The following is a 26,568-nucleotide window of genomic DNA, read 5'->3' on the forward strand; positions in this document are numbered from 1 at the left end:
AGAGTGATCACCAGTAAGAACCATCACGAATACGACCAACCGCTGCACTGAGTGTTCAATTCTTCGGATCGGTTACACCCTGACTTGTGTGACATTCGCGCCCTGGGCGTTGTTTAGACGCCAGCGTTTAGCGGTCTGCCACCTCGATTGCGCGTTCGATGTTTCGCACCGCTGATTTCATGACAAGTTCGCGGAATTGACCGAACCACGTTCTCGCCCACAGCGTCTCACCGTATCGCTGTCGCAATCCGAAAAACACGGATTCAGCGTTTGAACGCTGGTTATGCTCCCGATCGTGGATGAGTAAGTTTCTCGCCCATCCTCGGAAGCCGGGGCCACGTTTCGGAATCAGTGGTGTGATACTTTCAGCCCGCAACCTCGTCCGGAGAGCTTCCCAATCGTATCCTTTATCCGCCGCCACAGCCGTTAGATCGTCGAGATTCCGCACTAACACCTGCAAACCAACTTGGGTATCGTGCGGTTGTTTCATCGAGCAGTGTATATCGATGATCGCGCTCGTTTCACAATCGATGAGTAGCGTGGTTTTGACCGCCTCAAACGTGTAATCTGTTCGTTTCGCGTAGTGCTGACTAGCTTGAACGCGATCCACGCCGGTTGCGTCGATTGCTTGGACATCTCCGAGTTGATACAGTTCGACCGACGCGTTGAGGATCGCTCGCCACCGCTTCATCGGGATCGCTTGCTTGCGCGCACAGACGGTCGAAAAGTGTGGCAGCGTCTCGACCGTCAAACCAAGTGAGTCTGCTACTCTCGGCATCTCTCGGAGAACATCCATTAATTTCCGGTAATCGTGTTCAAGATACTCTTTGAACCCCTGAACGGCGAGAATTACCCAGTCGGCATACCCCTCTTTTCCGGGTCGGTATGCGGGAGCTGGCTCACCAGCGACGGCTTTTTGAGCAAGCGTTACAACCGTTTCTGCGAAGCGGGCGGTCTTGGTTTGCACACCCAATCCGTCCCGCTTCAGTTCCTAGAAAATGTGGCACTTCTGCGGAGAGACGAGTACGGCAACCCGAGTGACACAGCTCTCAGACTGATCGGAATCAACCGTCTAAACAAGGCCCCATTATAGCTTCTGTTGGGAAGCCTTTCTTGTTACTCTTGGTACCGTCCTCTTCGATATCGACCTGCGAGGTCCGGCTAAAACTCGCCTCTAGATTCCAGTTTACATCGATCAGGTAGCGGCTACATCCCACGAGGAACTTTCAGAAGCATGAATCCCAACCCGAACCCCGAGGCGGACAAGGATCTTGAAGACCTTGATGATGAGGCCGGGAAAAATCCGGCGACCGATATCAACTCAGCGAGCACGACCCCTACTCGTCGTCGCTGCGACCGACAACCTTGACTTCGTTCTCGAACGGGAAGCCTTCAAAGGGATCCCGGGGTTCAATATCCATCCGGACCGGAAACGTGTATCCTGGCGGCTTCGGGGGGATGGAGTGGGTGAAAGTTGCACGACAATAGATTTCGTCGCCCTCGTGCTCCTCGTCAGGGTCGGAGTCGAACTCCCAGTCCTCGAGACTTTTGAGGACGAACCTCTCGTCGTCAATGATGAACGTTGTCGTCGTATCGTTCAGAAAATCCAGTCTGCATTCGTCTATCTCATCCGTGTCACTCGTAATCCACCCGTTCGAGAAAGTGATCCATTTGCCGGCCTCGACTGTGATCGGATCGTCCTCGTCCGGAAAGGCGTAGACATCTGCGTCCGGAACGTTTGGATTCGGGAGTTCGTCACCCTTCGTGTCGTCCGCGACGGCGACTCCCGTTCCGAAGACGCCAATCGTCGCAGCGCCCGTCGCAGCAGCCAGCACCATTCGCCTGTTGACATTCATCATACCATGTAATACCATTTCACCAACTATTAAAAAATTAACTCAACAAAAGGGCCCTGCGAGGTCTAACGTGGTCTCCTGTGGTTGGAATGACTGGAGCGATTATCTTTAATACACCATCTCCTCCAATGCAGCAAACCCGTGCGAGATCCCGTTGCCGATCGACAAATCCGATCTCAGATGCCAGACATCGATGAGATTATGCTGCGAGTTCAGCCTACTCCAGTTCGGTCAACTCCAGTACCGTCTCTAGATCACCAGCTGTCACGTGAGTGATGTTGAAGCCTTCTTGCCCACAGTAGGCCATGCGCTCGGAAAACTCCCCGCTGTCGACCCGGTCGTGGATCTCCGCATACGGAATCTTCTGGTCTAACTCGATAACTCGATCAAAGTCCAACCGTGCCCCGACCTCGTCGATCTGTTTCTCCTCAATGCGAAGCACGTGACTCAACGAGGCGCCCCACTCCTCGTGCACGTCCGATGTCGCGTACAAAAACACCACGTCACCCGGAGCAGCCGCCTCCCAGGCGTCCCGCCGGCCAAAGGCCTCTTGCTTCCAGTAGTCCCCGCCATTCACGTACTGGTGGTGTTTGAACGGATCATCACAGTACCGGGGCCCCTTTCCGCCCGCTTTACTGTGACCGGGCGGCGCAGCTTTCGACTGTTCGGCCCCGTTCACCTGGATAAGGAAGACGGTCATATGATTCGATGTGACCACAATCAGTGAAAGAACTCGGGTCCCCACCCCTCGGCGATCCACTTCTCACCCAACCCCCACCCACGCCGTCTCGCCGAGGCCCTCCCCACGCGCATCCACGCCAGCGACGGGTACCGCGAACTGCCACTGTCCCCCGGCTGGCACCGTCTCGGAGACGACTCCGACGTGTGTCATCCACGTCGCCGCGGTCACCACCCACGGCAGTCGTCGCGACGCAGCCCTCGCACGTCGCTGCGGGACTGCTCTCGCAGGTCAGCGCCCCACTCGGCGAGCGTTCCTACGCCGAGGCGATCGACCAGAACGTCGTCGTCGTCTCGCTGGCCGACTCGCTGTGGTCCTGCGAACGGCTGACGACAGCACGTGGCCGGAGTACGGCACTGTCCAGCGGATACTCCTGGGAGCATTTTGCTGTGAACAGTCTGCGAGCACGCTTCTACGACAAAGCCATCCAAAGTACCGACGTCCCCTTTTCAGTGAACGATCACCTCAACCGTCCGGGACCGTGGCCCGTCACACTCCACGAGCAGGATCGCCTGCCACGTCCCCAGGTCCGGCTCCCCGTCCCGAACCGGGACGGTGACGCTTTCACCCAAAAGGAGCGCCCGGAGATGGGAGTCGGCGTTGTCGTCGATCCGGTCGTGTTCCCACCCCTCGTCGGGAACGAGTTCCGAGAGGAACGTCTCCACGTCCCCGAGCAGTCGCGCTTCGGGTTCGTTGACGACGAGGCCGGCGGTGGTGTGGCGAACGAACACGGTGGCGACACCGTCCCCGGACGGCGGGAGAACGTCCGCCACCTGCTCCGTCACGTCGTGAACCGCAGTCCCGGTGTCGGTATCGACGGTAAACCGCATCTCGATCCGAGTTCGCCCGAGGCAGTATAAAAGGTGCCGGCCTATCCGACTACGCGGACGAGAACGGTGCCGATAACGTTCTTTTCGGCGATACAGTTAATACCTTGAAATATCATATATTATATGTGTATTCCAAGTGAACCCGGGGCAACAGCCACAGCTGGATCTGCAGCTTTCGACGACGCCGGTTCCCTCCCGGCGGCAGCTACAGGCCGTCGGACCGTCAGCGACGTCCGTGACGTCTGCAGGGTCGGAACTCTCCCTGGACGCGACGTTCGCGACGTTGAGCAACCGACGGCGGCGCGACGTGCTCCGGTACCTGAAGGGGAACCCGGGCGAGACGAGCGTCCGAACGCTTTCCGAGCGGATCGCCGCCTGGGAGAACGACGTCGACGTCTCCGAAGTGACCTACCGACAGCGGAAACGGGTGTACACGTCGCTCCACCAGACCCATCTCCCGAAACTGGCAGCGGGCGGATTCATCGAGTACGAACCTCACAGGGGCCGCGTCGCGCTGACGCCCGCCGCAGCCGAACTGGACGTCTATCTCGAGACGGTCGGGAAACACGAACTTCCCTGGAGCGAATACTACCTCGGGCTCGGTGCCGTCTCGCTTGCGACGACCGTCGCTCTCGCCCTCGGTGCCCTTCCGGCAGGGATCGTCACCGGAACGACGCTGGCTGCCGTCGTGAGCCTCGTGCTGTTCGTTTCGGCGCTCGTGCACGTCGCTTCCGGTCGTCGGATGCGACTCGAAGACGACACGGTCGACAAGTGAAAAACGTCGGAACGTCACCGACCGGGAACGCACTCGAGCTAGAACCGATCGAACACAGTCTCTCCCTGTTTTGCGGTGTAAAACGTCGCTGCGGTCGCGATCAACGCGAGCGCGACCAGCGCCCAGGTTCCCGGCGCGACAGCGGCGAACCCGGGAACGCCGAGCGCGGCGGCGAGCGTCAGGAGGATCCCGAGAACCGCGAGCCCAAGATACAGTTCGTTCCGGGAGATGCCGTACCGGGGCACCACCTCGAGGTAGACGGTCACCTGTCCGGCACGGTCCGTGAGTTCGACGGTCTTTTCGTCGGTGTCGTACTCGACGATTCCGAGTTCGTCCAGCTTCGGGAGATGCGTCTGGTGTAAGGAGACGTACACGCTTTGCCGGAGATTGTTCGGCGGCGGGCGCTCGCCCGCCTCCAGCGCCGCAACGTGTTCCGCCAGGTCGCTCACACTCGCCGGACCCGATCGCTCCGAGAGCCGCTCTAGCGCCAGGCGGCGTCGCTCGTTTCGGAGCACGTCGTGGATCTCGGTCTCCGCGAGATCGCCCACGTCGTCCCTCTCCTCGGCCGATTCGGACGACGACGTCTCCCCCGATGCTGCCGTCCTGTCCTCGCCCGACGCTTCGGCACCCCCCGATGTCATACGCAAGTGTCGTCACGCTGCTGCTATCAATCCTGCGCTGTCCTCGACGGCCACGGCCGGCCGGCGACTCACGCGAGCCAGTCGTCCGGCTTCGTGTCGTAATCGACGTCGTTCGCCGCCAGCCGGTCGAACAGGCCGTCATCGAGGTCGTGCTCTTCGAAGCCGTCGCCGTCGTACCGGATCCGAACGCCGATCTCGGTCCCCTCTGGTTCCCGCGAGCGCCGCCGGGCAAGTTCGATCTCTCGATCGTCGTATTCGACCCGGATCGTCGCGAGGTTGACCGGCCGGCCCCACAGCTGGAAGACGCGCTCGAGTGTCGCCCGTGTCTGTCGATCGTCGATCGCAACCCCGTTGTACTGGTGGCCCAACAGCAGTTCGCCCGCGTTGTCGAAGTTGCCGTCGTAGACGACGATCGTCGGCTTCCCGAAGTTGGTGAACCGCAACAGCAGCTTCTTTTTCACGTCGGCGGCGTCGGTCGAGGCGACCCGATACTCCTGGGCCGCTCGGGAGTACTCGTAGGTGAAGTAGTCGTACTCGTCGACGAACTCCTGAGTGAGAAACTCGTCGATGAACGTCACGTCGTTGTGACTCTCCCGCACCTCGAACAGGCGATCCCAGCCGGCGGTGTAGGGGACGTCCGCGATCGCCTCCTCGACGCTCCGGTACCGCTCGTCGTCGAAGAGATACCGAGCACGCCGCTCGAGTTGCGACCGAGTTACCCGTGCCAGGACGCCGTAGTTGTGCGGTTTGACCAGGGAGTAGTGACGCTCTGCGAGCCCTTCGTAGGTCAGCAGTTTCCAGGGATGCCGATCGGCGTCGACGGCTCTCTCGTCGTCGGGAGGGATCTCCCCGTCGCGGGTCCGTCTGGCGGCTGCAAGCGCCGACGCGTCCACCCGCGGGTCGTCGGGATCCAGTCGATCGAGCGACTCGATACCGACGTTCGCGACCGTCTCGTCGGGTTCGAGCAGTTCCCGGACGTACTCGAGGTCGACCGTGTCCTCGAAGTTCCGCCAGGTGACGCCGTCGACCCGGAGCAGCCGCTCTATGACCTCGCGCCGGTTGGCGCGGTTTTCGACGTACTCCCACAGCGCCCTGCCGAGTTTGTAGGGATTCAATCCGGGGGAGGCGAGAACCCGCGACATGTGGTCGGCGTAAGTGACGAACTCGTCCGTGCCGGCGAACTGCTCGTCTGCCATCATCAACGACTCCCAGTAACTCGCCCACCCCTCGTTTGTCACCTTGGTCATCTTCTGGGGGGCGAAGTAGTACGCCTCCTCCCGAAGCATCGAGAGCACGTCCGTCTGCCACTCCGGACGGTCGACCGCTTTCCGCTCCTCTTCGTCGTACCGTTTGCCGTATGCGAGAAGGAACCCGAGTACGTCACGCCGCGGCTCCGATGCCGTTCCCTTGGACTCCCCCTCCAGCCACTCGTCGTCGAAGACCGCCTCCCGAACCTCCGAGGACAGTTCGAGGTCTGCAGATACCTCGCGGCGTCCGTCCTCCGCCCCGTCGGGATCGTCGCCGCTGGTCGAGTTCTCGCTGTCGGAATCGCGGTCGGAGTCGGCAGAAAGCGGCCGATACTGGTCGATCGTATCCTCCAGACAGCTGACCGCGTCTATGAACTGCTCGACGTCGTCTCGAGGGATTTCGGGATCTTCCATGTACTCCTCGATCGCGTCGGCGTGACGGGACAGCATCGCCGCGGCGGCGGGCCCGTCCTCCCCCCGATCCGCGTACAGCCGATACCACTCGTTGTTCCGGAAGAAGTCCGCGTGGGCCTCGACGTGGGTGATGACCGCCTTCTGATCGGCGAGCGAGTTCGACTCCTGGAGGAACGCGTTCGCTGGCTCGTCATTGTTGACGATCTCGAAGGCCTTCCCGAGTCCGTGCTGGTCGCGTTTCCGCTGGCGATCGTACTTCATGCCCCACCGCCAGTGTGGATACCGTCGCTGGAAGCCGTCGTACGCGATCAGGTGGTTCATCTCCTCGTGGTCGACGACCCAGTAGTTCACCGGATACGGGTCGAGCCCGAGCTTCCGGGCCAGGTTTCGGGCTTCCCGAACCGGACCCAGAAGCTCCGTCGCCTCCCGCTTTGCGAGCAGTCGGTCGTCCCGGTATGCGTTGCTCATTCGTCGTCACTCCCGTCGGCGTCGGTCATTCGGTATCACTCTCCGTGCTCAGGATTTCGTAAATCGCGTCGGTCACGTCGTCGGCGTCCGACACCCGCGCGACGGCGACGTCGTCTGCGTCTCCGAACAGCTCCAGCAGCTCGTCGGCGTGGGTGGCGTTTACCGCACCGCCGCCGGGCTGAGTCTCGACGTACGCGTGGAGGTTCGCGTCGATCTCCCGCATCAGCGGGATCACGCGCTCGCGGGTGTCGTTCGCGGAGTTCTCGCTGTCGCCCGCGGCGAAGACGTACCGGTTCCACTCGTCGAACGGATACTCCTCTAAGATCTCGGCGGCCAGTTCGTAGGCTGCGGAGATCCGGGTCCCGCCGCCCGACTGGATGCCGAAGAACTCCCCGCGTTCGACCTCCCACGCCTCGGCGTCGTGGGCAACGTACCGGAACTCCGCCTCGTCGTACTTGCCGGTGAGATACCAGTCGAGCGGCGTCAGCACCCGCTCGACGAGTTCCCGCTTCCGCTCGCGCATCGACCCCGACACGTCACGGATGTTGACGACGACGACGTTCTTCTGTCGCCGCTCGATGATCTCCGGGTAGCGGTAGCGTTCGTCCTCCCGTCGGAACGGTATCTCCCGGATCCCTTCCCGGCGGAGCCGAACCGATACCGGCTCGCGTTCGACGTTCTCCTCCAGTTCTTCGAAACTCTCCCAGCGGTCGATCTCTCCGGTCAGGTCGGCCGCGGCGTCGGCGATCCACGCCCGCGAGACCGGGATCCGCCTGCTGCGAGCCCACCGGTAGACGTCGTCGACGTCGGCACCCGCGACGCGCAGTCCTTCCCGGACGTACTCCCCGTCGAAGTCCGTCGCGAGTTTCCGTTTGAGGCCGCGCTTGAACAGCTCCTCGAAGTCCAGCGTCGAGTTCGGACCGCTGCGGGTAACGTCGGTGAACTCCCCTTCGATCTCTTCGAGAACGCGTTTCCCTTTCGGTTCGAGATCGAGGCCGAGCTCCTCGTCGAGCTCCTGGGCGAACTCCTCGGGGTCCATCTCGTAATACTCGTGGTTCCCGCCTTCGTCCCCCGGCCCCCCGTCCTCCTCGCCGTCGCCGTCGTCTTCTCCGGGAACCGAAACCGGCTGTCCCGGCTCTGCGCCCTCCCCTTGTCCGACCCCACCCATCGACCGGCGATCGTACTCGAAGGACGGTAGGTCGACGATCTTGACGGGGACTCGGACCCGATCCGGTGACGATCCGGTCAAATCGCCGTGCGTGATGAACTCCGAGAGGTCCTGCCTGCGCTGTTCCCCGACGGCTTCGAACCGGTCGAGATCGTCTCTCAGTCCCATTCGTGTGCCACCTCCCGGAGGACGCGTCCGGTCGTCAGTTCGGCCGACGCGGTGGAATAACCGCGTTCGCACAGCCGGTCGATCGTTCGACGCTTCACCGTGGCGGTCTCGGTGTCCCCCGGGGGGTCCGCCCACTGGCCGGGGTCGAAGTCCGGAAACAGTCGCCTGACGTCTTCCCAGCTGTCAGCCTCGAGCACCGTCCGGATGATCGGGACTTCCCGGAGATCGACTCCCTCGACGGAGAAGTCCTCGTCACGATGCTCCCACGCGTACCTGTTCAGCGCCGCGATTACCTTCGTTCGCCGGAATTCGGCCACATCGTCGCCCGCCGAGGAACCATCGTACTCGGCGTCGTCGAACCGGCCGAGCTGCTCGGTTTCGAACAGCTTCATGACCAGCGGATCCGGCTCCACCTCGCCCTGGGACGTGGCAACGGTTCCGCCGGTGTCCCAGGCGTACACGTGCTCGACGTACTCGGTGACTGTCGCCTCGTCGACCCCCACCTCCGAGAGTATCGCGCCGAGGACGTCCGCCTCCTGGCGGTCCCGAACGTGGGACTTCACCGCCGCGACCCGGCTTTCGAACTCCGTGGTTTCCGCCCGGGAAAACACGGGGGCGGCAGCCAGCCCGTTCGCCATCGCGTCGAGCACGTCGTCGGGCATGATCACGTTCTCGACTGCAAGCTCCGGATGCGACCGGTCCCGTGGCTCCTCCAATAGTTCGGCGATCACGTCGCGGGTGTAGGTCACGGGAATCCCACTGCGACCGTCGTTGCTGTGGTTTCTACCGCCGCCTCGACCGACCGTCTTGCCGCCGTCTCGACTGGCGTCTCGGGTCCCTTCGCCGCCGAAGTCGAACTCCCCGATCTCGCGCCGCTCGTCGCCGATCTGGACGTACCCCTGCTCGAGCAGGCTCGCTTTCTCGACGGTTCCGAGATCCGCGGGGAGCCGGTCTGGATCGAGCCGGGTCACGACGTCGTACGTCGCTGCCGCGGCGACCGCGTGCGGGGCAAGCTCCCGAACCACCCCGCTCCCGTCGTGGATCGGTACGTGGACGGACTCCCGGACGCGATCGTCGGGATCGATCCCCTCCGCAGTCGCCCACACTTCGGTTTCCCCCGTCAGCTCGCGGCGGATGAGCTCCGCCTCGAGCCGCCGATCGGTGAGATACCGGAACTCGTGGCGATCCAGACGTCGTTTGAGCGCCTTCAGCGGATCAGTTCCGTCCCGGTCGGCGTACTGGTCCAACTCCACGTCGAGATCCGGGTTCGAGATGACGATCAGCTGGGTGTCGATATCCATCCCGATCCCCTTGTCGAGCTTGACGTGCCCCTCGTCGGGAACGTTGAGCAGCTTCCGCAGCAGGTCGGCGTGCTGGCTCGCGTCCTCGACGATCGAAAGCAGACCGTTTCCCTGTGAGAGCACGCCGTCGTAGGAGAACGCCTGCGGATTCTTCCGCCCGCGGGAGTCGAGCTCCCGGAGCATCCCGGGCATCCACGAGCCGACGAGTCGCTCTTTGGGTGTGCCGTCGTCTTCCGCATGGAGGATCCCGATCCCCCGACCGACGTCGACGTGGTAGTTTATCACCCGACAGTGTTCGCCGTCGGTCACCGCCGAGAAGAGATCGTTCCGGCCGGACCGCCGGTACTGCTCTTCGAGGAAGTCGTACGCCTCGCGGCTGAACGGGTCGAGTTCGCCCGGAACCGAGATCTCGCCGTCGACCAGTTCCGAGAGGTCCTCGACGATCTCTTCGCGGACCTCCCGCGGAAACACTGAAAGTGGGTGGACTTGCACCGGACTCTCGTGCCAGTCTTCCTCGTCGGCGTAGCCGTCCCCGTAGCCGAGGCTCCGATCCTGTGTGGCGCCGGCGACGTTCCACTCGAGGGTGTATCGGCGTCCCTCCGGCGTTCGGGAGTAGCCCCGGAGCCCGTTGACGAGACACCGTTTCAGCTCCGATTTCCCGGTGGCGGTCGGACCGTCGAACCAGATGATCTTCTCGGCTTTCCCTCGCCCGGCGACGATCGCCCGCAGATCGTCGACGAATGCGTTGAGCGTCGCGGTGTTGCCCAGAACCGCGTGTTCGCCGTCGCCGTACGGGTCGTCGAAGAACCGGTAGCGGGTCAGACGCTCGCCCCCTTCGAAGACGGTCCGGGTGCCCACGGACTCGATTCCGGCGAGGAGATACCGTGCCGCCCCCGCCGCGATCTGGGGATCGTGGAACGCTGCGTCGACGTACTCGCTCAGACTCATCGGGGGCTCGAACGCCTCCGAGAGCGCCTCGTCTGCAGCCCGGCGGTAGGCGTCTGCGTCCGCCGGCCGGCTTCCGTCAGACATCTTCCTCGAGTTCGTTTTTGGCGACCTCGGCGCCGGCGAACTCGAGCACCTCACGGGCGCCCGCCGCCGAGTAGCCCTGCTCTCTCAGGGCGTCGATCCAGGCAGCCCGATCGTCGTCGTCCGTCTCGCTTGCGGACACGAGCGCGGAGAAGTTGATGTTGTGCTTTTTGTCGTCCCAGAGCTTCCGCTCCAGCGCCCGTCGCAGTCGATCGTTCTCGTGAGGGTCGAAGGAGGTTCCCTCCCGGGCCCGCCGGGAGATCCAGTTGGAGATCTCCTGTCGGAAGTCGTCCTTGCGATCCGCCGGGATGTCGAGCCGCTCTTCGACCGCACGCAGGAACGTCTCGTCGGGATCCCCCTCGCGGCCGGTGAGTTCGTCCTCGACAGTGGTGTCGTCGATGTACGCCATCACGTGATCCACGTACTTTTCGCCCTGGCGTCGCAGTTCCTCGACGTCGTACGCCAGCGCGTGCCGGACGTCCTCTATTGCGCGCTCTTTGTACTCCTCGCGGACCAGTTCGAGCAGCCGCTCGTAGCGCTTGAGGTTGTCGGCGTCGATCGAGCCGTGGCTCTCGAGGTTCGCCTCGAAGTGACGGAACGTCGAAAGCGGCGAAAGGTATCCGCGCTCACGGTGGGTCGCGTCCATGATTGCCTCGGCGATCTCGTCGCCGATGAACCGGGCCGAGACGCCGGACATCCCTTCCGCGATCTCGGCGCGCTCGTCGCCGTCCTCCCGGAGCTTCTTCACGTCGACGGCGTCGACCTCGTCGAGTTCCCCGTTGTACGCCTTCGCCTTCTGCAACAGCGACACCGACTCGTCGGACGGCTCCTCGATCCGGGTCAACACGCCGAACAGTCCCGCCATCTCCAGGGTGTGGGGCTCGACGTTGACGTCGGGGACGTCCGCGTTCCGCAGCATCTTCCGGTAGATGTTCGCCTCCGACTCGTACTCGAGGACGTACGGGTAGTCGATGCGTTTCGTCCGGTCGTTGAACGCCTCCATCTTCTCGTCACCCGTCTTCTCGCGGTATTCGGGCATGTTCGTCCGGCCGACGATCACCTGGTCGATGTCGATTCGGGGGTTGTTCTTCGGTTTGATCGTCCGCTCTTGAGTGGCGTGCAGGAAGTCGTAGAGGAACTCCCGCTGGAGTTTGAGCAGCTCCTCCCCCGAGAAGAGTCCGCGGTTGGCGTTGCAGAACGCCCCGGCGTAGTCGAACGCTCGCGGATCCGACTCGCCGTAGACCGCGAGCTTCGAGTAGTTGACGTCGCCGGTGAGTTCGGTCTCGTCCTGGTTTTTCTTGTCCTTCGGCTCGAACGTCTCGATACACTGGCGCTTGTTCTCGCTTGCTGTCAGTCGGAGGATCTCGACGTGGGTGTCCATGACTGCCTCGAGGTCGTCGCCGTAGTGGGAGAGCAACGTGTCCATGTAGAACTCGCTTGCCGGATCCAGCGACTGGTCGTTCCGGATGGTGTACGGCGCGTCCAACCGGTCGTTGAGGTCCTCGAGGATCTCGTCGCGCTGTCCGGCCGGGAGCAACACGAGCGGGTCCTGGTTCATCGGCGATCGGACCTCGTCGTCGGCCGGATCCTGATCGCGAATGACGTCACACAGGTTCGTCCACCGGAACGTGTACATCCGACCGGCGTCCTCGAGGGTGTACGCCTCGAAGTAGCGCCGCACCAGCCAGTCGAAGTGCGACTTCCCGGAGCCGACCGGTCCGAGCAAGAGCTTGATCCGTTTTTCGGGGCCGAGCCCCCGGGCGCCCGACTTCACCTTGTTGACGAACTCGTGGATCGCCTCGTGGATCTCCCGGCCATAAAAGACGTGTTCGCCGTCGTGTAGCGGATCCTCCGCGGCGAGCCGATACTCGACGACGCCACGATCTTCGTCGTAGGTGGTGCCGTAGTGGTCGAACATGTCGGCGACCCGCTGGTGAGCGTTGCGTGCGACGTGGGGATCCTCGTACAGCGCCTCGAGATACCACTCGAACGACTTCGCCTCGCGAAGATCCGACGGCACTGACTCGCGGTACTTCCGGCTGATTTCCTCGAGCGTCCGTCCGGGCGTCATCGTTTGCTCCCGGGCGTCGACACAGGTCTCGTTTTACCGAGGACCGTGCGTGCGCTCTCTTCGAGAATGCGTTCGTGTTCGGTGCGTTCGTGTTCGGTGCGTTCGTGTTCGGTGCAGGTTCGTTTCCAGGGCGCGCCGTCCGCCCGGAACGCGTTGGGCGAGGTCATTGTTGTGTGTGCTCATTTACCACACCTCCGCGGCGACCGGGCGTCGAAGCCGACGACACATCGTTCGGGGACCAGCGGACGGGAGTGGTCGGTATTCCCGATCCGGTACCGGGACTACTATGGTTATGAGGATTAGAGATATTTAAGTGTATCGTGAGTCCCAGTTATCGCAGAAAGAAAAGCCAAAGACAGAGAGGAGCCATGCGGAGTGATATCATGTGAAAAAAGAGCCGTCTTTAAGTACTATACCGAGAAACCCTCACCGAAGCGGGATCGCTTTCCGGCTGTAGCTCACAATAAGGACATGAAGCTGCCGACGCTGCCGGACGGGTGGACGGTCTGGAACGACGGATCGAACGGGCAGGTCGTTCTCACGTATCGGCCGGACGTGTTCGACTCTCAGGCGTTTCCTGCTCCCTGTTTGCCGACGATCTACGTGAGTGACGGGCCGCAGGACTCGCGCCCGGCAGCCGCCCGCCGAGAGACCGACGGCTGGCAGGTGGTGCTGTTCCTGGAACCGGAGATCGAACTCGAACACCGGAGATACGACGATCAAAGCGACGCACTCGACGGGGCCATCTCGCTGGCCGAGGAGTTCGCCGACGGCGACATCGATTATCGCGAGGCGTACCAGCTCCCGCGGGAGGCGTACCTCGAGAAGCTCGACGAACTGGTTGGCTGACACGGGCGAGGCGGCCGGGACTCCTCCACCTTCCGACACACACCGAGAACCAGCAGCCTTATTGCGTATTCCAGGAAATAGATAACCGAGATGGCCGACAACGCTTCGTCCGACCGGGACGACGCCGTTCCCTCGTTTCCCCGGGACGAGATCCGGACCACGGTAGACACCGTCGTCGCCGCGGGTCAGTTGCTCGCGTCCCCACGGAAATGCAAGATCTGGCACGAGGTCTGGCTCCACGAGGGGCTCGACATCAAAGGGCTGACCGAGGTAACGTCGATCCCGCAGAGCACGCTGTACAATCTCACCAAGGAGATGGTCGAGGAAGGAAGCCTCTACCCGTCGGGGTCGGCCGACACCCGGGCCACGATTTACAAGCCCTCCAGGATGCAGATCTTCGTCTCGGAGCACCCGAAGGGGATCGGTCCCCAGTTTAACATCCACAGTACGCTCATCGGCGTGCTGGGACGCGGGGTACAGTCCGACGACGTCCAGATGTTCCTGGATCGGAACAACTACACGATCCTGCTCGAGGCGATCACCGGCGTACTCGTGATCCTCGACGATCCCGACACCGACGAAACCAGCCTCGACCAGCTGTTCGAACACATGAGTCCCGCAGACGCACGGATGATCCAGGGCCACATCGCGGCGGTCCTGAAACGGGAAACCGAAAAGGACGGGATCGACTGGAAGTTCCCCGACGATCCGGCGATCGCACCCACAACCCTCTCGTCGCCGGAGTAGTCCCGGCCACCCGGGAGCTACGGCGTTTGGCCCAGAGTTTTCGATCGTCCCTCCGATAGTTTTCGATCGTCCTCTCTCCGGAGTCCGCCGCTTTTGCCCGGTCTCCCACGGAAACTCCGTTCCGTGCCGGCGGGACTGACCACAATCCTTATAGTACATTACAGAAAACCAATAACTGATAATGAGTAATCGACGGTCGGTTCAAAGAAGGGGACGGACGTCGAGGCGGAGATTTCTAGCCTTCGGTGGCGCCACCGTGGCGACGTCTCTCGGTGGCTGTCTCGGCGACGTCGGAGAAACGACGGACACCGTCACGTTCGGAACGCTGCCGATCGCCGCAGTTGCGGAGGTGTTCGTCGCCAAGAACCGGGGCTTTTTCGCGGATCGGGACATCGAGATCGAGACCGAACGAATCACCGGCGCCTCCCAGGCGGTTCCCCAGCTCGCATCCGGGGATATCGACGTCGCGAGCGGCTCGATCGGGGCGGGCGTGTTCAACTCGATCGCCCAGGACGTCCCCGTTCGGGCGGTGGCAGACCAGACGCAGTACTGGGACGACCAGCCATCAGGTAACAGGTTCTGGATTCGAGCGGAGCTGTACCAGGAAGGGATGTCCTTTGCTGACCTCCCGGAGAACCCGACAGTGGCGATCAACGGGGAGGCGACGTCGATGGACTACCTTCTGGGGCGGCTGCTCCAGCTCAACGACATGGGTTGGAACGACCTGACGGTAACGGAGATGCCGTTCCCGGACATGATCTCGGCGATGGGCTCGGGGGAGATCGACGCCTGTACGATCCCCGATCCGCTCGGGCTGCAGGTCGCCCAGGAAACCGGCGCGGGCCAGTTGCTGTACGGCTCCCAGCTCGCCCCCCGGATGCAGATCGCGACGTATTTCTTCGGGGAGCCGTTCATGGAGAACCGACCCGACGTCGCCAGACGGTGGCTGGAGGCGTATCTCCTCGGCGTCCGCGAGTACTACGATATGGGCGGATTCCCGAACGAGGAGGTCGCCTCGATCATCAGCGAGGAGATCGACGTTCCCGTCCCCGCGATCCAGGCGTCGATCCCGTCGCTCGTCCACAAGAACGGCCGGATGAACGTCGACAGCTTGATGCGGCAACAGGAGTTTCACGCGTGTCGCGGCTATCTCGACGAGACGGTTTCCGCCGACGAAATCGTCGACGAAACCCTGCTGGACGCTGCCCTCGAGGAGGTCGGGCGGCTGGACGAGGCGGAAGCGACTCCCTCGGTGGACACGATCCACGAGTGGAGCGAGACGGCGCCGGCTCCGTACGCCCCGGTCGGAGAGATCACCGTTCCGGAGGGATTCCCCGGGGAACGGATCTGCGAGTGATACCCTGTGACGCTGGGATCTCCAGAGTTCGGATCGCGGTCGTGGTCGAACGTCTCCGAACGGAAACGTTCCAGTAGCTCCAGCCCCAACCAGCACCCAATGCGGGACGCTTCCGCCCCGGGCGAGGCCGGTGTCGGCGACGGGTCAGCCGGTAGCGAGTTACCCGACGGCACGGGGTCGGGGACGCCATCCGGACGAAGCGATCCCTGCCTCCGAGCGACTGCGGTCAACAAGGTGTACCGCTCACCCTCCGGGGACGTCTCGGCACTCGAAGACGTAAACCTCGAGGTGTACGACCGGGAGTTCTTCTGTCTGGTCGGCCCCTCCGGCTGCGGCAAGTCGACGTTCCTTCGGCTTCTGGGCGGGCTACTCGAGTGTGACTCCGGCGATATCGAGATCCTGAAACCCGAGCCCGAGGACGGGCCGACGACCAGTATGGTCTTCCAGGAGTACGGGATCTTCCCCTGGAAGTCCGTCGTGGAGAACGTCGCCTTCGGCCTCAAGATGCGTGGCGTCCCCAAACCCCGCCGCCACGAGATCGCCCGGCGGTACATCGAGAAGGTGAACCTGGACGGCTTCGAGGAGTCGTATCCACACCAGCTGTCCGGCGGGATGAAACAGCGAGTGAGCATCGCGCGAGCGTTCGCGAACGATCCCGAGATCTTCCTCATGGACGAGCCGTTCGGAGCGCTCGACGCACAGACGAAACAGTACCTCCTCGAGGAGTTGCTCTCCCTGTGGAACGAGTCGAAAAAGACCGTCGTATACGTCACACACGACATCGAGGAGGCGATCCACCTCGGGGACCGGATCGGCGTCATGTCTGCCAGACCGGGGCGGATAAAGACTGTCGTCGACGTAGATCTCGATCGGCCCCGAACCCGCGACAACATTCCGGTTGGCCGGTTCGAGGAGATCCAGGAAACGGTGTGGACCAGCCTGAGCGACGAGGTCGAGCGGTCGGTCGAACGATCGAGTGGGCGGACCCCCTGATCGGTCATGCAGTCCCGTTCGACAGTCGGCGCCCGGCTCCGATTGAACCTCCTTCCGATACTTTCGGTGCTGCTGCTGTGGGAGGTTGCCTCCCGTGCCGCCCTGATTCATCCGGTGTTCTTCCCGGCGCCGACGACGGTGCTTGTGGCGACCGTCGAGGAGTTTCTCCACGGGGAACTGCTGTATCACCTGGGGGTCAGCCTCCGGCGGATCCTGCTTGCATTCCTGGTTGGCGCCACAGGCGGGATCGCAGTTGGGCTGGTGATGGGGTGGTCACGCGAGATCCGGCTGCTGGTGAACCCCCACGTCGCGATACTGTATCCCGTCCCGAAGATCACGCTGTTGCCGATCGCGTTCTCGTTGTTCGGCGTCACGGAACTCGCGCGGATCCTCACCATGGGCCTTGCGGTGTTCCTGCTGGTGGCAGTCAACACGATGGCGGGCGTCAGGCAGATCGACGACGTCTACGTCGACGTCGCCATCGACAACGGGGCAGGGACGCTAGCGCTGTATCGGGAGGTCATCGTCCCCGGAGCATTACCGCAGATCACGACCGGACTCAGCCTCGGGTTCGGGATCGGGTTCGTGCTGATCGTCGTCATCGAGATGGTCGGCGCGAACTCCGGGCTCGGCTACGTGATCTGGAACTCCTGGCAGCTGTTCACGATCACCCGAATGTACGTCGCGCTTTTCGTCATCAACGTGCTCGGGGTCGTGTTCGTTTACGGTATCGAGGAGCTGGGCGAATACCTGACGCCCTGGGAGGGAGCATGACTGGATCACTGCACTCGGGGGTGGGGCTATGAGAAACCGCGAATACGCCGCCCAGATCGGCTCCGCCGTGGCCGTCCTGGTACTCTGGCAGCTCTCCGTCGACGTTGTCGGCCTAATCAACCCGTCTGTGTTGCCGGCGCCGACGGCAATCGCAGTCACGACGGCGACGCTCGCGACCGACGCGGGCTTTCTCGCCCACGTCGGGTCGACGCTCCGACGCACGGTGATCGCGTCGGCGTTCGCGGCCGGGTTCGGGATCGTGATCGGGCTGGCGATGGGGTACAGCGACACGATCCGGTCGCTGTTGGGCCCGATCTTCTCGGCACTGTACCCGCTTCCGGTCGTTGCGCTGTTGCCGCTTTTGATCCTGATCTTCGGCCGGGGTGACGGCGCGTTGATATTCGCCGCCGCGTTCGGCGGGTTCTTCCTCGTGGCGTGGAACGCCATGAGCGCCGCCGGGGGAATCGAGTCAGTGTACTTCGACGTCGCCCGCGACAACGGCGCAACGTCGACGTACGCCTTGTTCAGGGAGGTGCTGCTTCCGGGCTCACTCCCGGTCGTGTTCACGGGACTTCGCCTGGGGTTGAGCACGTCGTTTTTGATTGTGATCTCGGTGGAGCTGATCGCCGCCAACGACGGGCTCGGCTACTTCATGTGGGTCTCGTGGAACACCTATCAGCTCGGGGAACTGTACGCTTCGGTGGTCGTCATCGGCGCGTTCGGGATCGCGATCACCTACGGCCTCGAGCGGATCCAGCGCTATCTGGTCCCCTGGGAGGAAGAAACGCCACACAGAAGGATGATGTGACCCAAAGACGACGTTCTCTCCGACGACGATCCCACAACTCTTAACCCCGACAACTCCGGATTTTCCCTATGGACGAATCGGAAGTGCGCGAGTTGCTCGAAGCCGTCGAGGATCCGGATCTCGGGGACGACATCGTCTCCCTGGGGCTCGTAAACGCCATCGAAATCGAAGAGGAGACGGTCCGCGTCTCGCTTGCCCTCGGGGCACCGTACGCCCCACACGAGAGTCAGATCGCAAACGACGTCCGTGAGGTACTCTCTGCAGAGGGGCTCGAGGTCGACATCTCCGCGGCAGTTCCCTCCCAGCTGTCCGAGGAGGAGCAGGTGTTACCGAACATCAAAAACATCATCGCCGTCGCCTCGGGGAAGGGCGGCGTCGGGAAGTCGACGGTTTCGGTCAACATCGCGGCCGGGCTCTCCCAGCTCGGCGCCCGCGTCGGGCTGTTCGACACCGACGTGTACGGGCCGAACGTCCCGCGGATGCTCGACGCCGACCAGCACGCCCAGGCGACCGAGCGGGAGACGATCCTCCCGCCGGAGAAACACGGCATGAAGCTGATGAGCATGGGCTTTCTCGTCGGCGAGGAGGAGCCGGTCATCTGGCGGGGTGCGATGGTCCACAAGGTGCTCACCCAGCTGATCGAGGACGTCGAATGGGGCGAACTCGACTACCTCGTGCTCGACATGCCGCCCGGAACCGGCGACACCCAGCTCACCATCCTCCAGACGCTACCGCTCACGGGCGCCGTCATCGTCACCACCCCGCAGGGCGTCGCGGTCGACGACGCACGCAAGGGACTGCGGATGTTCGGCGAACACGGCACCAACGTGTTGGGAATCACCGAGAACATGTCCGGGTTCCGCTGTCCCGACTGTGGCAGCTTCCACGAGATCTTCGGCTCGGGCGGAGGAGAGGAGTTCGCCGCGGAGAACAACCTGCCGTTCCTCGGCGGGATCCCGCTGGATCCGGCCGTCCGCTCGGGCGGCGACGAGGGGAAGCCGGTCGTGATGGACGAGGACAGCGAGACCGGCGAGGCGTTCCGCACGCTCACGGAGAACGTTGCCAACAACGTCGGCATCGTCCGGCGTCGCGACGCGAGCCAGCAGAACTCCTGATCGACGTCAGTACCGCTCATGAGTGGCGAAGACGACCCCGAACGCGCCCGAATGCTCCGTGAGGTGGCCGAGGACGTCCGCGGCGGAAGCTCCGAAAGCGAACAGGTCGCCGCGTTCCTCTACCGGGTGTCGGACCTGTACGATCCCGACGAGGAGACTACCCCCGAAGACATCTACCGGAACGTCCGCAACATCATGCGGATCAAAGAGCGGGGTACCCTCGATCGGGATCGGTAGCCGAGATCAGCCATCCGGTCACGCCATCGACCGCACGAACTCGCCGCGATTTTCGAGAAACTGTTTTCCGAAGAACTGTCCGTGGAAGCCGAACGGCAACACGCAGGGAAGCGGCGCCCTGGCGAGTTCCGCGAACGATCCGGCGTCCAGCACGAGCAGGAACGACCGGGCCCCGGACTCGTCGACTGGCGCCGGGTGATCGGCGTCGAGAACGACCGAGAGGACGACGCCGTCGTCCTCATCTTCGTCGTCCTCGTCTCCGTCTCCCTCACCGTCTCCATCTCTCCCACCGTCTCCGTGGTCGGCATCCCGTGTTGCGAGCGTGCGCGGGACGAACACCGGCTCTCCCGGGTAACAGTCGTCCTCCCGCCACACCCGAGTCGTTCGCGCCTCGAGATCGATCTTGCAGAGCCGGTCGGGAAGGGTTCGCGCCGGTCGATCACCGTTACCTGCGGCGTAAACGTACCGATAGGGACGTCCGTTCATCCGGCTGTAGTTGACGGTCGGGAACTCGACGGGAGCGTCGTAAAGCGACTCCGTCGTCGCCGAACGTTCGGCGACGCCGTTTCGCGCTGTCGGGATCGACAGTTCGTGTCGCCGGAGCTGTCCGCCCGGCAGCGTCGCCTCCGAGTTCCGCAGGGTGGAAAGCGAGAGCGATCGGACGATCTCGGCATCGTCGTAGGCGACCAGATCCACGACGAGGCCCGTTCCGTCGTCCGTCCCGTTCCCGCCGTCCCCCACCGGATGCTCGAAGGCGTTGACGTGGTGGAACGCAAAACACGGATCGAGGGGCGCAATCGCGACGTGCTCGCCCGTCTCGCGGTCGAACACGAGCAGGTTCGCGTCGTCGTCGGTCCACTCGAACGCCTCACTGATCGGCCCCTCATCGAGCAGGTCGAGGGGCTCGATCCGGAACGGTGACTCCAGCAAAACCACGTGGCCGTCCGTCAGACCGAACGAATGGAGGTAGGCGGGTCGCTCGCGTTCGAGGCGCCCGAACGTCTCGAACGTCTTCTCTCCGAGCTCGCGACGGCAGAGCAGATACTCGCTGGTCCATCCAAACCTGGTGCCGACCGCGATCGCCTCGCCGCGTCGGTGATCCCGATGGACGTGCGCGAGCAGCATCGTCGCGTCGGTGTCGACAATCCGATCGACAGTCGGTCCCGAATCGAGCGTCTCCAGATCGACGACGACCCCCCGCGGCGTCTCGGTCACCGCACGGATCGAGCCGTCGACGACCTCGAACCCGACGGAGGCGTTGTCGGTCGGTGCGGGCGAAAGCACCCGACCCAGCCGCTCGAAGACGTCGGCGTACGGGTCGGTGCCGAACTGGTCGCGCGCGAGGCGACCCTCCGTGTCGACCGACTCGAACTCCTCGGATCGGAGAAACCGTGCGGCAAAGGAAACGTAGTTCGACGCGCCGTCGAGACGAAACCGGCGCAACAGTGCGAGACCGTCGAACCAGTGGTTCACCGAGCGCCCGTCCGCGATCGTAAACCGACCCGGACCGTTACACAGCAGCGTGCCCGCCAGCCAGTCGGGAAGTTCCCCCTCGACGCCGAGCGCCGTCTCGCCGAACTCGCGATCGAGATCCCGGAGCCCGACGGCGTGTTTCGACTCCATCCCTATCGATCGCACGCACTCCACCCCCTAAACTGTCGTGTCTTCCCGGCAAAAAACGGACCGCACTGCGATCGAACTCGGCGGCTAGAGGAAGTCTTCGACGTGGTCTGCGACTTCCTCGGGCGTGTCGCCGACGGGGACGCCCGCCTCGTTGAGCGCCTCGATCTTGGATTCGGCGGTGCCGGTGCCGGAGCCGGAGACGATGGCGCCGGCGTGACCCATCCGCTTGCCCGGCGGGGCGGTCCGGCCGGCGATAAAGCCCGCGACCGGAGTGTCCATGTGCTCGGCGATGAACGCCGCCGCCCGTTCCTCGTCCTCCCCGCCGATCTCGCCACACATGACGACGGCGTCGGTGTCGGTGTCGGCCTCGAAGGCTTCGAGCGCGTCGATAAACGACGTCCCGATGATCGGATCCCCGCCGATGCCGACGGCGGTAGTCTGACCGATCCCCCGCTGGGTGAGGTTGTCCACCACCTGGTAGGTGAGCGTTCCCGACCGAGAGACGAGTCCGACGTTCCCCTCCGCGAAAATGTTGCCCGGCAGGATGCCGAGTTTGGCCTCGCCCGGCGTGATGATCCCCGGACAGTTCGGTCCGATGAGCCGGGTGTCGACCTCCGAAAGCCGCTTTTTGACCCGTGCCATGTCCTGGGTCGGAATCCCCTCGGTGATGGCGACCACCAGATCCAGATCCGTGTCCAGCGCCTCGAAGATCGCGTCGGCCGCAAACGCCGGCGGAACGAACACGACCGACGCGTTCGCGTTCTCGGCCTCGACCGCCCGATCGACGGTGTCGTAGACGGGGACGTCGTGGACCGACTCGCCGCCCTTTCCGGGGACGGCACCGGCCACGACGTTCGTCCCGTAGTCGATCATCTGTTCGGCGTGGAACCGACCCTCGCCGCCGGTGATGCCCTGTACCACCACTCGCGTGTCGTCGTCGACGAAGATACTCATTCTTCGGTCACCTCCTCGGTGTTCGCGATCGCACGCTGGACGGCTTCCTCCAGCGTCGGTTCGACGTCGACGAGATCCGTATCGAGGATCTCCATTCCCTCCTCGGCGTTCGTGCCTGCCAGCCGAACGACGACCGGCTTGGGAACCGTCTCGAACGCCGACAGCGCCTCGTTGATCCCCCGAGCGACCTCGTCGCCGCGGGTGATCCCGCCGAAGATGTTGAACACGACCGACTCGACGTTCGGATCCGAAAACACCAGATCCAGCGCGTTCATGACGCGTTCGGCCTTCGCGCCGCCGCCGATGTCCAGGAAGTTCGCGGGGTCGCCGCCGTAGTAGTCCACCAGGTCGAGCGTCGTCATCACCAGGCCCGCGCCGTTGCCGATGATACCGACGTTACCCGAGAGCCGGACGTAATCGAGGTCGTACTCGCCGGCCTTCCGCTCGAGGTCGTCCTCGTAGGCCTCCTCCTCGAGTTCGGCGAGTTCGGGCTGGCGGAACAGCGCGTCCTCGTCGATGTTCATCACGGCGTCGGCGGCGACGACCTCGTCGTCGCTGGTGATCATCACGGGGTTGACCTCGATCTCGGAGGCGTCCCGCTCTTCGAAGAGGTCATACAGCGTCGAGAGGATCCCGGAGACGTCGCGCGCGAACTCACGGGGGACGCCCGCGTCGTAGACGGCCTTGCGAGCCTGGTACGGCTGCATGCCGAAGGAGGGATCGACGTGTTCGCGGGCGATCGCCTCGGGCGTCTCCTCGGCGACCTGTTCGATGTCGACACCGCCCTCCGTCGAGACCATCGCCACGGGCCGTCCCTTCCCGCGGTCCATCGTCACGCCGACGTACAGTTCGTCGACGAAGTCGACCCCTGCCTCGACGAGCACTTTCTCGACGGTGTATCCCTTGAGATCCATCCCGAGAATCTCCTCGGCGTACGTTTCCGCCTCCTCGCGGTCGCCTGCGATCTTGATCCCGCCGGCTTTCCCCCGACCGCCCACGTGAACCTGGGCCTTGATTGCCGCGGGGAAGCCGATCTCGTCGACCGCGTCCAGAACCTCCGACACGCTCGAGGCGAGCCTCGACTCCGGTACTGGAATTCCCGCGTCCGCGAAGATTTCCTTCGCCTGGTGTTCGTGCAGTTTCATACGTCCGTATCCGCGTCCGATAGTCGCTTAAAACCGTCCATTCTCGGCTCGCGTCAACGAGGCACATTCCCGGCACTCTACCGCCACCCATCTCCGAACTCGACAACCCCTTTATCAGGGGAGCGTCTACTGCCCGTATGGATCCACCTCGCGACGCGGTGGTCGACGGCGGGAACACAACAGTAGTCGGCGACCTGCTCTCGCGGGAGCGCCGGAGCGCCGATCCCGCACTCTACGACGCCGGCTCGGACCGCGAGTTCAGCTATCACGACCTCATCACGACCTCCTACAGGGCGTGTAACGTCCTCAGGTATCTCGGGACGACAGGCGGATCCCGGGTCCAGATCGAACCGGAACTCGCGCCCAAACCCCTGTTTACCTTCCTCGGTGCCGCAATGCTGGGCGCGCCGGTGTCGTTTGCCCCGCAAACTGCCCCGAAGCCGGACAGCGCTCCCGCGGCCACGGTCGTTCCCGCCCGGCGGGAGCGCGAGTTCGACCTCCCGCCCGGGAGCAAACTCGCAGTGTACGGTGGGAGTCCCGACGACCCCCGGACGACCCACTGGGAAAAGGAGGCCTGGAGCGAGAACCCCGGCGTTCCGCCGTACGACGTCGCGCCCGACGACGTGTTGCTCGAGGTCGACGCCGACGTCTCCGGGGCGGGACCTGTCGTCACTCACGCAGCCGCACTCGGGGCGGCAGCCGTCGCCGCTTCCGGAATGCACCTCTCTGCCGACGACAGGGTCGCCGTCTACGGCTTACCGACGGATCCGCGCGTCCTCGCGGCGGGCGTGCTCGCCCCGATCACTGTCGGCGCGACGGTCGTGCTTCCCGACGAGCGAGACCACGGACCGGCAGACGTGACTGTCGCCGTCGTGGACGCGGGAGCCACAGGCGGCGACGTCGCCACGTTCGAGGTGGAGCGGATCGATCTGCCCTGACAGCGATCAATCGGCGTCCTGGCCGGAAAGCAGCTCCCGCGTCTTCGCGTGCCGCCGTCGAAACATGCCGTCGAATCCGAGGGACGAAACCGGTGACGCGAGGACGTTCAGCCGGCCGCCCGGGAGCTCGTACTCGACGGTGTCGACCATCACCGTCTCGTCCGCGTCGCCGAAAAACGAGTGGGTGTGCTCCCACTTCCGGAACGGCCCGCCGACCATGTCGTCCCGGAACCACGCGCGACCCTCCTCGCGGCAGCGTTCGACGATCCGGGCGGTAAAGGAAAACCGAGGACCGACACCGAACGGGCGCATCGAGAGCCGGAGCTGTGCCCCCTGTTCGAGTATCGGTGGGTTCCGCTCGCCGTCCGGACCGCGAACCGACTCGACGGACATTCCCATCCAGTCGGGCGTCAGCGCCTCCAGTCCATCGGGCCGGGAGTGAAACTCCCAGACGTCCTCGAGCGGGGCGGCGATCCGCGTCTCGCGCCTGTAGGTGGGCATGTTCCGGGATAGGGCCCGAATTCGGTTAACCGCTCTGCCGCCGATCCACCGATCATCATCCACCAGCATATAAGGTGTATTATCGAATATATCCATACGAACGTCCAGATAGATCGGGAATATTTGCGCGAGAATTCCAGATATCTCGAAGAAATTCCTCTACTAGGATAATTATAAGTAGGTTACTCCCCTGAGAATGGCTGTGATGTCAACGAAAACCACACCGCCGCCCCCGGCACCCGATTGGGTCGCTCCCTCGCAGTGTCCCTTCTGTGAGGCGGCCCTTGCGGATCCGGGAGCGGGATTCATGGAGCACCTGCGGGAGAATCCGACCTGCGAACGCGGATTCGAACAGTGGCGAAACAACGTCGCCGACGACATGCGCGGGGAGTGGGGTGGTTGACGGGATCGGGAAGTCACCTCGCGGAGCCGCCGGCCTCCTGTCCGGCACCGCCTGCCACATTCTCTCCAGTCGTCGCGTCGATTGGAGTGTCTGATTTTGCTGCCTCGTTGTGACCTAAAGTCCTTTGAGCGTCGATACCAAACGGAGAGTATGCAACCCTCCAGGGAGCGCGAGGAGACCGATGCCGGAGCGGGCGAGTCCGTCGAGGACATCATCGACGAGAGCCTTCTCGACGACGACCTCCTCGAGGACGGTCCACACGCCGGAGGGTCATCCCGGGAGACCGGCGTGACGGAAGCCCCCGAATCGGCTCCGGACGCGGCCGAGACAACCGACGGCAAACCCCCGCTCGTTGGGACGAACGGGCGACTGTTCTCGGGGAAGGCGACGCTTCTCGCGATCCTCCTGACCGGGATCGGCATGTTCCTCGGCGGGGCGATACCGCTTATCGGGGGAATCGGCCGGTTCGTCGGATTGTTTCTGGCAGCGTTCCTCGTGGGACTGGTGCTTTCCGAACGGCGCTACCTCGAGACGGGACTCGTCGGCGCCGGCGCCGCGACCGTCACCGTCCTGTCGGGGTTTCTCGGGGGCGCGTTCCTTCCGGTGAGCCTGCAAGTGCTCCAGGATTACGGCGTGAGCTTCGCGATTGTCGCCGCCGCGGTCGGACTGGTCCTGGCGGTTGTCGGACACTACCTGGGCCGGGATCTCCGGGACGGGCTCTCCCGGGACCTGGAGTGAGTTCCCGGAACGGAAGTCAGGGTATCTCGAACCGGTTCCCGCGGCGGGCGAGCAGCCCGCGGTTTCCGAGCACCACGAGTGCCTCCTCGACCGTCTCCCGCCGGGCGTTCATCTCGGCTGCGACCGCCGAGGGCGTTCCGTCGGTCGCCGCGACCGCCGCAAGCACCTCGGCGTAAAACTGGGAGTCCGCCTCGGTGCCGAGATAGTCGCTGAACTGATCGAGTACTTCCGTCAGTCGGCCGTGAACCCACCGCTGTGCGATCGACAGCTCCCGGGTGAGGTCCCGGAGGTCCTCGTACTCGGCGGCCAGTTCCTCGACGTCGGCTGGACCGTCACTCTCCGGGATCTCGACCGACAGGTGGGGACACCGGCCGTTCATGTCGAGATCGAGGTTCGCCGGGTAGGCGCTCTTGGCGTCGAAGCTGTACGGGGAGAGACTCACCTCGAGCCTCACGCTCCGGGAGATGTGAAAATACTTCCGGCGCTTCTGGTCGGTAACCGATTCGATGAGACCGGCCTCCTCCAGCTTCCGGAGGTGGTCGATCACCGCTTTCGGACTGACGCCGAGATACTCGCTGATCTCCGTGACGTAGCAGGGTTTCTGCGAGAGGAGACGGAGGATCCGTCGGCGGTTCTCGTTGCCGAGCAGATCCAGGAGTACCGCGGAGTCCATATACAT

Annotated in this window: 27 protein-coding genes and 1 pseudogene; 12 read left to right on the forward strand and 16 right to left on the reverse strand. The window is 63.7% G+C overall.

Annotated elements, in window-relative coordinates; all coding sequences use genetic code 11:
* Positions 1–127: 127 nt before the first annotated feature.
* The 5 genes from RH858_RS04055 to RH858_RS04075 all read right to left on the reverse strand — a co-directional run bounded on the left by RH858_RS04055 (position 128) and on the right by RH858_RS04075 (position 3,425).
* A complete protein-coding gene (locus tag RH858_RS04055) occupies positions 128–967 on the reverse strand; it encodes an IS5 family transposase (RefSeq protein WP_310561184.1) in 840 nt (279 codons plus the stop codon).
* Positions 968–1,337: 370 nt separating this feature from the next.
* Complete coding sequence (locus RH858_RS04060) at positions 1,338–1,859, reverse strand: hypothetical protein (protein WP_310561185.1); 522 nt, start codon at positions 1,857–1,859, stop codon at positions 1,338–1,340.
* A 214-nt stretch (positions 1,860–2,073) separates the two neighbouring features.
* Positions 2,074–2,556, reverse strand: coding sequence for a hypothetical protein (locus RH858_RS04065; protein ID WP_310561186.1), 483 nt, complete (start codon positions 2,554–2,556; stop codon positions 2,074–2,076).
* 63 nt (positions 2,557–2,619) lie between these two features.
* Positions 2,620–2,748 carry a hypothetical protein gene (locus RH858_RS04070; protein WP_310561187.1) on the reverse strand — a complete coding sequence of 43 codons (129 nt, stop codon included), beginning with the start codon at positions 2,746–2,748 and terminating at the stop codon, positions 2,620–2,622.
* Between the two features lie 296 nt (positions 2,749–3,044).
* Positions 3,045–3,425, reverse strand: coding sequence for a secondary thiamine-phosphate synthase enzyme YjbQ (locus RH858_RS04075; RefSeq protein ID WP_310561188.1), 381 nt, complete (start codon positions 3,423–3,425; stop codon positions 3,045–3,047).
* A 136-nt stretch (positions 3,426–3,561) separates the two neighbouring features.
* Between RH858_RS04075 and RH858_RS04080 the strand changes: the two genes are divergently transcribed.
* A complete protein-coding gene (locus tag RH858_RS04080) occupies positions 3,562–4,200 on the forward strand; it encodes a hypothetical protein (RefSeq protein WP_310561189.1) in 639 nt (212 codons plus the stop codon).
* Positions 4,201–4,238: 38 nt separating this feature from the next.
* Here RH858_RS04080 and RH858_RS04085 read toward each other — a convergent pair whose 3' ends face one another.
* The 6 genes from RH858_RS04085 to RH858_RS04110 form a co-directional block, all read right to left on the reverse strand.
* Positions 4,239–4,841, reverse strand: coding sequence for a hypothetical protein (locus RH858_RS04085; protein ID WP_310561190.1), 603 nt, complete (start codon positions 4,839–4,841; stop codon positions 4,239–4,241).
* A 68-nt stretch (positions 4,842–4,909) separates the two neighbouring features.
* Positions 4,910–6,970 carry a SpoVR family protein gene (locus RH858_RS04090; protein ID WP_310561191.1) on the reverse strand — a complete coding sequence of 687 codons (2,061 nt, stop codon included), beginning with the start codon at positions 6,968–6,970 and terminating at the stop codon, positions 4,910–4,912.
* 25 nt (positions 6,971–6,995) lie between these two features.
* Positions 6,996–8,306 (reverse strand): DUF444 family protein, encoded by a 1,311-nt coding sequence (locus tag RH858_RS04095; protein ID WP_310561192.1) that lies wholly within the window; start codon positions 8,304–8,306, stop codon positions 6,996–6,998.
* Positions 8,297–10,639 carry a kinase anchor protein gene (locus tag RH858_RS04100; RefSeq protein ID WP_259535202.1) on the reverse strand — a complete coding sequence of 781 codons (2,343 nt, stop codon included), beginning with the start codon at positions 10,637–10,639 and terminating at the stop codon, positions 8,297–8,299. The genes RH858_RS04095 and RH858_RS04100 overlap by 10 nt, the downstream gene beginning before the upstream one ends.
* Complete coding sequence (locus tag RH858_RS04105; RefSeq protein ID WP_259535201.1) at positions 10,632–12,707, reverse strand: serine protein kinase PrkA; 2,076 nt, start codon at positions 12,705–12,707, stop codon at positions 10,632–10,634. The genes RH858_RS04100 and RH858_RS04105 overlap by 8 nt, the downstream gene beginning before the upstream one ends.
* On the reverse strand, positions 12,704–12,874 hold the full coding sequence (locus tag RH858_RS04110) for a hypothetical protein (RefSeq protein WP_259535200.1): 171 nt from the start codon (positions 12,872–12,874) through the stop codon (positions 12,704–12,706). Before RH858_RS04110 ends, RH858_RS04105 begins: the two co-directional genes overlap by 4 nt.
* Positions 12,875–13,184: 310 nt before the next feature.
* Here RH858_RS04110 and RH858_RS04115 point away from each other — a divergent pair, with 310 nt between their 5' ends.
* The 8 genes and pseudogenes from RH858_RS04115 to RH858_RS04150 form a co-directional block, all read left to right on the forward strand.
* Positions 13,185–13,556 carry a DUF5820 family protein gene (locus RH858_RS04115; protein ID WP_259536526.1) on the forward strand — a complete coding sequence of 124 codons (372 nt, stop codon included), beginning with the start codon at positions 13,185–13,187 and terminating at the stop codon, positions 13,554–13,556.
* Positions 13,557–13,646: 90 nt separating this feature from the next.
* The gene (locus RH858_RS04120) at positions 13,647–14,303 is read left to right on the forward strand and encodes a hypothetical protein (RefSeq protein ID WP_259535199.1); all 657 of its coding nucleotides are present in this window, start codon (positions 13,647–13,649) and stop codon (positions 14,301–14,303) included.
* A gap of 256 nt (positions 14,304–14,559) precedes the next feature.
* Positions 14,560–15,660, forward strand: a complete 1,101-nt coding sequence (locus RH858_RS04125) for an ABC transporter substrate-binding protein (RefSeq protein WP_310561193.1) — start codon at positions 14,560–14,562, stop codon at positions 15,658–15,660.
* 99 nt (positions 15,661–15,759) lie between these two features.
* A complete protein-coding gene (locus RH858_RS04130; protein ID WP_259535197.1) occupies positions 15,760–16,653 on the forward strand; it encodes an ABC transporter ATP-binding protein in 894 nt (297 codons plus the stop codon).
* 6 nt (positions 16,654–16,659) lie between these two features.
* Positions 16,660–17,427 carry an ABC transporter permease gene (locus tag RH858_RS04135; protein ID WP_259535196.1) on the forward strand — a complete coding sequence of 256 codons (768 nt, stop codon included), beginning with the start codon at positions 16,660–16,662 and terminating at the stop codon, positions 17,425–17,427.
* A gap of 28 nt (positions 17,428–17,455) precedes the next feature.
* Positions 17,456–18,235, forward strand: a complete 780-nt coding sequence (locus tag RH858_RS04140) for an ABC transporter permease (protein WP_259535195.1) — start codon at positions 17,456–17,458, stop codon at positions 18,233–18,235.
* Positions 18,236–18,303: 68 nt separating this feature from the next.
* Positions 18,304–19,350: an Mrp/NBP35 family ATP-binding protein gene (locus tag RH858_RS04145; protein ID WP_259535194.1), complete on the forward strand. Its 1,047-nt coding sequence runs from the start codon at positions 18,304–18,306 to the stop codon at positions 19,348–19,350.
* Between the two features lie 33 nt (positions 19,351–19,383).
* A pseudogene (locus RH858_RS04150) lies at positions 19,384–19,587 on the forward strand (hypothetical protein); the annotation flags it as partial.
* A gap of 18 nt (positions 19,588–19,605) precedes the next feature.
* Here RH858_RS04150 and RH858_RS04155 read toward each other — a convergent pair.
* From RH858_RS04155 to sucC, 3 genes are all read right to left on the reverse strand, one after another.
* A complete protein-coding gene (locus RH858_RS04155) occupies positions 19,606–21,225 on the reverse strand; it encodes a carotenoid oxygenase family protein (RefSeq protein ID WP_310561194.1) in 1,620 nt (539 codons plus the stop codon).
* Positions 21,226–21,294: 69 nt separating this feature from the next.
* On the reverse strand, positions 21,295–22,164 hold the full coding sequence (gene sucD, locus RH858_RS04160) for a succinate--CoA ligase subunit alpha (RefSeq protein WP_259535192.1): 870 nt from the start codon (positions 22,162–22,164) through the stop codon (positions 21,295–21,297).
* Positions 22,161–23,309 (reverse strand): ADP-forming succinate--CoA ligase subunit beta, encoded by a 1,149-nt coding sequence (gene sucC, locus RH858_RS04165; RefSeq protein ID WP_259535191.1) that lies wholly within the window; start codon positions 23,307–23,309, stop codon positions 22,161–22,163. Before sucC ends, sucD begins: the two co-directional genes overlap by 4 nt.
* Positions 23,310–23,446: 137 nt before the next feature.
* On the opposite strand from sucC, the gene RH858_RS04170 reads away from it, so the two are divergent.
* Positions 23,447–24,247, forward strand: coding sequence for an acetyl-CoA synthetase (locus tag RH858_RS04170; RefSeq protein WP_310561195.1), 801 nt, complete (start codon positions 23,447–23,449; stop codon positions 24,245–24,247).
* 6 nt (positions 24,248–24,253) lie between these two features.
* Here RH858_RS04170 and RH858_RS04175 read toward each other — a convergent pair whose 3' ends face one another.
* On the reverse strand, positions 24,254–24,748 hold the full coding sequence (locus RH858_RS04175) for an SRPBCC family protein (RefSeq protein ID WP_259535189.1): 495 nt from the start codon (positions 24,746–24,748) through the stop codon (positions 24,254–24,256).
* 205 nt (positions 24,749–24,953) lie between these two features.
* Here RH858_RS04175 and RH858_RS04180 point away from each other — a divergent pair, with 205 nt between their 5' ends.
* Positions 24,954–25,151: a hypothetical protein gene (locus RH858_RS04180; RefSeq protein WP_259535188.1), complete on the forward strand. Its 198-nt coding sequence runs from the start codon at positions 24,954–24,956 to the stop codon at positions 25,149–25,151.
* A gap of 150 nt (positions 25,152–25,301) precedes the next feature.
* Positions 25,302–25,889 (forward strand): hypothetical protein, encoded by a 588-nt coding sequence (locus RH858_RS04185; RefSeq protein ID WP_259535187.1) that lies wholly within the window; start codon positions 25,302–25,304, stop codon positions 25,887–25,889.
* A gap of 16 nt (positions 25,890–25,905) precedes the next feature.
* Here the strand turns inward: RH858_RS04185 and RH858_RS04190 are convergent, their stop codons facing one another.
* Positions 25,906–26,562: an ArsR family transcriptional regulator gene (locus RH858_RS04190; RefSeq protein WP_259535186.1), complete on the reverse strand. Its 657-nt coding sequence runs from the start codon at positions 26,560–26,562 to the stop codon at positions 25,906–25,908.
* Between the last annotated feature and the right edge of the window lie 6 nt (positions 26,563–26,568).

This window comes from Halalkaliarchaeum sp. AArc-GB (assembly GCF_031432225.1).
Lineage (GTDB): Archaea > Halobacteriota > Halobacteria > Halobacteriales > Haloferacaceae > Halalkaliarchaeum.

What these genes read in the sequence shown, in the direction of transcription:
- RH858_RS04060 (WP_310561185.1), bottom strand. Translation starts at nt 1,859, where the DNA reads ATGATGAATGTCAACAGGCGAATGGTGCTGGCTGCTGCGACGGGCGCT.
- RH858_RS04065 (WP_310561186.1), bottom strand. Translation starts at nt 2,556, where the DNA reads ATGACCGTCTTCCTTATCCAGGTGAACGGGGCCGAACAGTCGAAAGCT.
- RH858_RS04070 (WP_310561187.1), bottom strand. Translation starts at nt 2,748, where the DNA reads ATGACACACGTCGGAGTCGTCTCCGAGACGGTGCCAGCCGGGGGACAG.
- RH858_RS04075 (WP_310561188.1), bottom strand. Translation starts at nt 3,425, where the DNA reads ATGCGGTTTACCGTCGATACCGACACCGGGACTGCGGTTCACGACGTG.
- RH858_RS04085 (WP_310561190.1), bottom strand. Translation starts at nt 4,841, where the DNA reads ATGACATCGGGGGGTGCCGAAGCGTCGGGCGAGGACAGGACGGCAGCA.
- RH858_RS04090 (WP_310561191.1), bottom strand. Translation starts at nt 6,970, where the DNA reads ATGAGCAACGCATACCGGGACGACCGACTGCTCGCAAAGCGGGAGGCG.
- RH858_RS04095 (WP_310561192.1), bottom strand. Translation starts at nt 8,306, where the DNA reads ATGGGACTGAGAGACGATCTCGACCGGTTCGAAGCCGTCGGGGAACAG.
- RH858_RS04100 (WP_259535202.1), bottom strand. Translation starts at nt 10,639, where the DNA reads ATGTCTGACGGAAGCCGGCCGGCGGACGCAGACGCCTACCGCCGGGCT.
- RH858_RS04105 (WP_259535201.1), bottom strand. Translation starts at nt 12,707, where the DNA reads ATGACGCCCGGACGGACGCTCGAGGAAATCAGCCGGAAGTACCGCGAG.
- RH858_RS04110 (WP_259535200.1), bottom strand. Translation starts at nt 12,874, where the DNA reads ATGACCTCGCCCAACGCGTTCCGGGCGGACGGCGCGCCCTGGAAACGA.
- RH858_RS04120 (WP_259535199.1), top strand. Translation starts at nt 13,647, where the DNA reads ATGGCCGACAACGCTTCGTCCGACCGGGACGACGCCGTTCCCTCGTTT.
- RH858_RS04130 (WP_259535197.1), top strand. Translation starts at nt 15,760, where the DNA reads ATGCGGGACGCTTCCGCCCCGGGCGAGGCCGGTGTCGGCGACGGGTCA.
- RH858_RS04135 (WP_259535196.1), top strand. Translation starts at nt 16,660, where the DNA reads ATGCAGTCCCGTTCGACAGTCGGCGCCCGGCTCCGATTGAACCTCCTT.
- RH858_RS04140 (WP_259535195.1), top strand. Translation starts at nt 17,456, where the DNA reads ATGAGAAACCGCGAATACGCCGCCCAGATCGGCTCCGCCGTGGCCGTC.
- RH858_RS04145 (WP_259535194.1), top strand. Translation starts at nt 18,304, where the DNA reads ATGGACGAATCGGAAGTGCGCGAGTTGCTCGAAGCCGTCGAGGATCCG.
- sucD (WP_259535192.1), bottom strand. Translation starts at nt 22,164, where the DNA reads ATGAGTATCTTCGTCGACGACGACACGCGAGTGGTGGTACAGGGCATC.
- sucC (WP_259535191.1), bottom strand. Translation starts at nt 23,309, where the DNA reads ATGAAACTGCACGAACACCAGGCGAAGGAAATCTTCGCGGACGCGGGA.
- RH858_RS04170 (WP_310561195.1), top strand. Translation starts at nt 23,447, where the DNA reads ATGGATCCACCTCGCGACGCGGTGGTCGACGGCGGGAACACAACAGTA.
- RH858_RS04175 (WP_259535189.1), bottom strand. Translation starts at nt 24,748, where the DNA reads ATGCCCACCTACAGGCGCGAGACGCGGATCGCCGCCCCGCTCGAGGAC.
- RH858_RS04180 (WP_259535188.1), top strand. Translation starts at nt 24,954, where the DNA reads ATGTCAACGAAAACCACACCGCCGCCCCCGGCACCCGATTGGGTCGCT.
- RH858_RS04185 (WP_259535187.1), top strand. Translation starts at nt 25,302, where the DNA reads ATGCAACCCTCCAGGGAGCGCGAGGAGACCGATGCCGGAGCGGGCGAG.
- RH858_RS04190 (WP_259535186.1), bottom strand. Translation starts at nt 26,562, where the DNA reads ATGGACTCCGCGGTACTCCTGGATCTGCTCGGCAACGAGAACCGCCGA.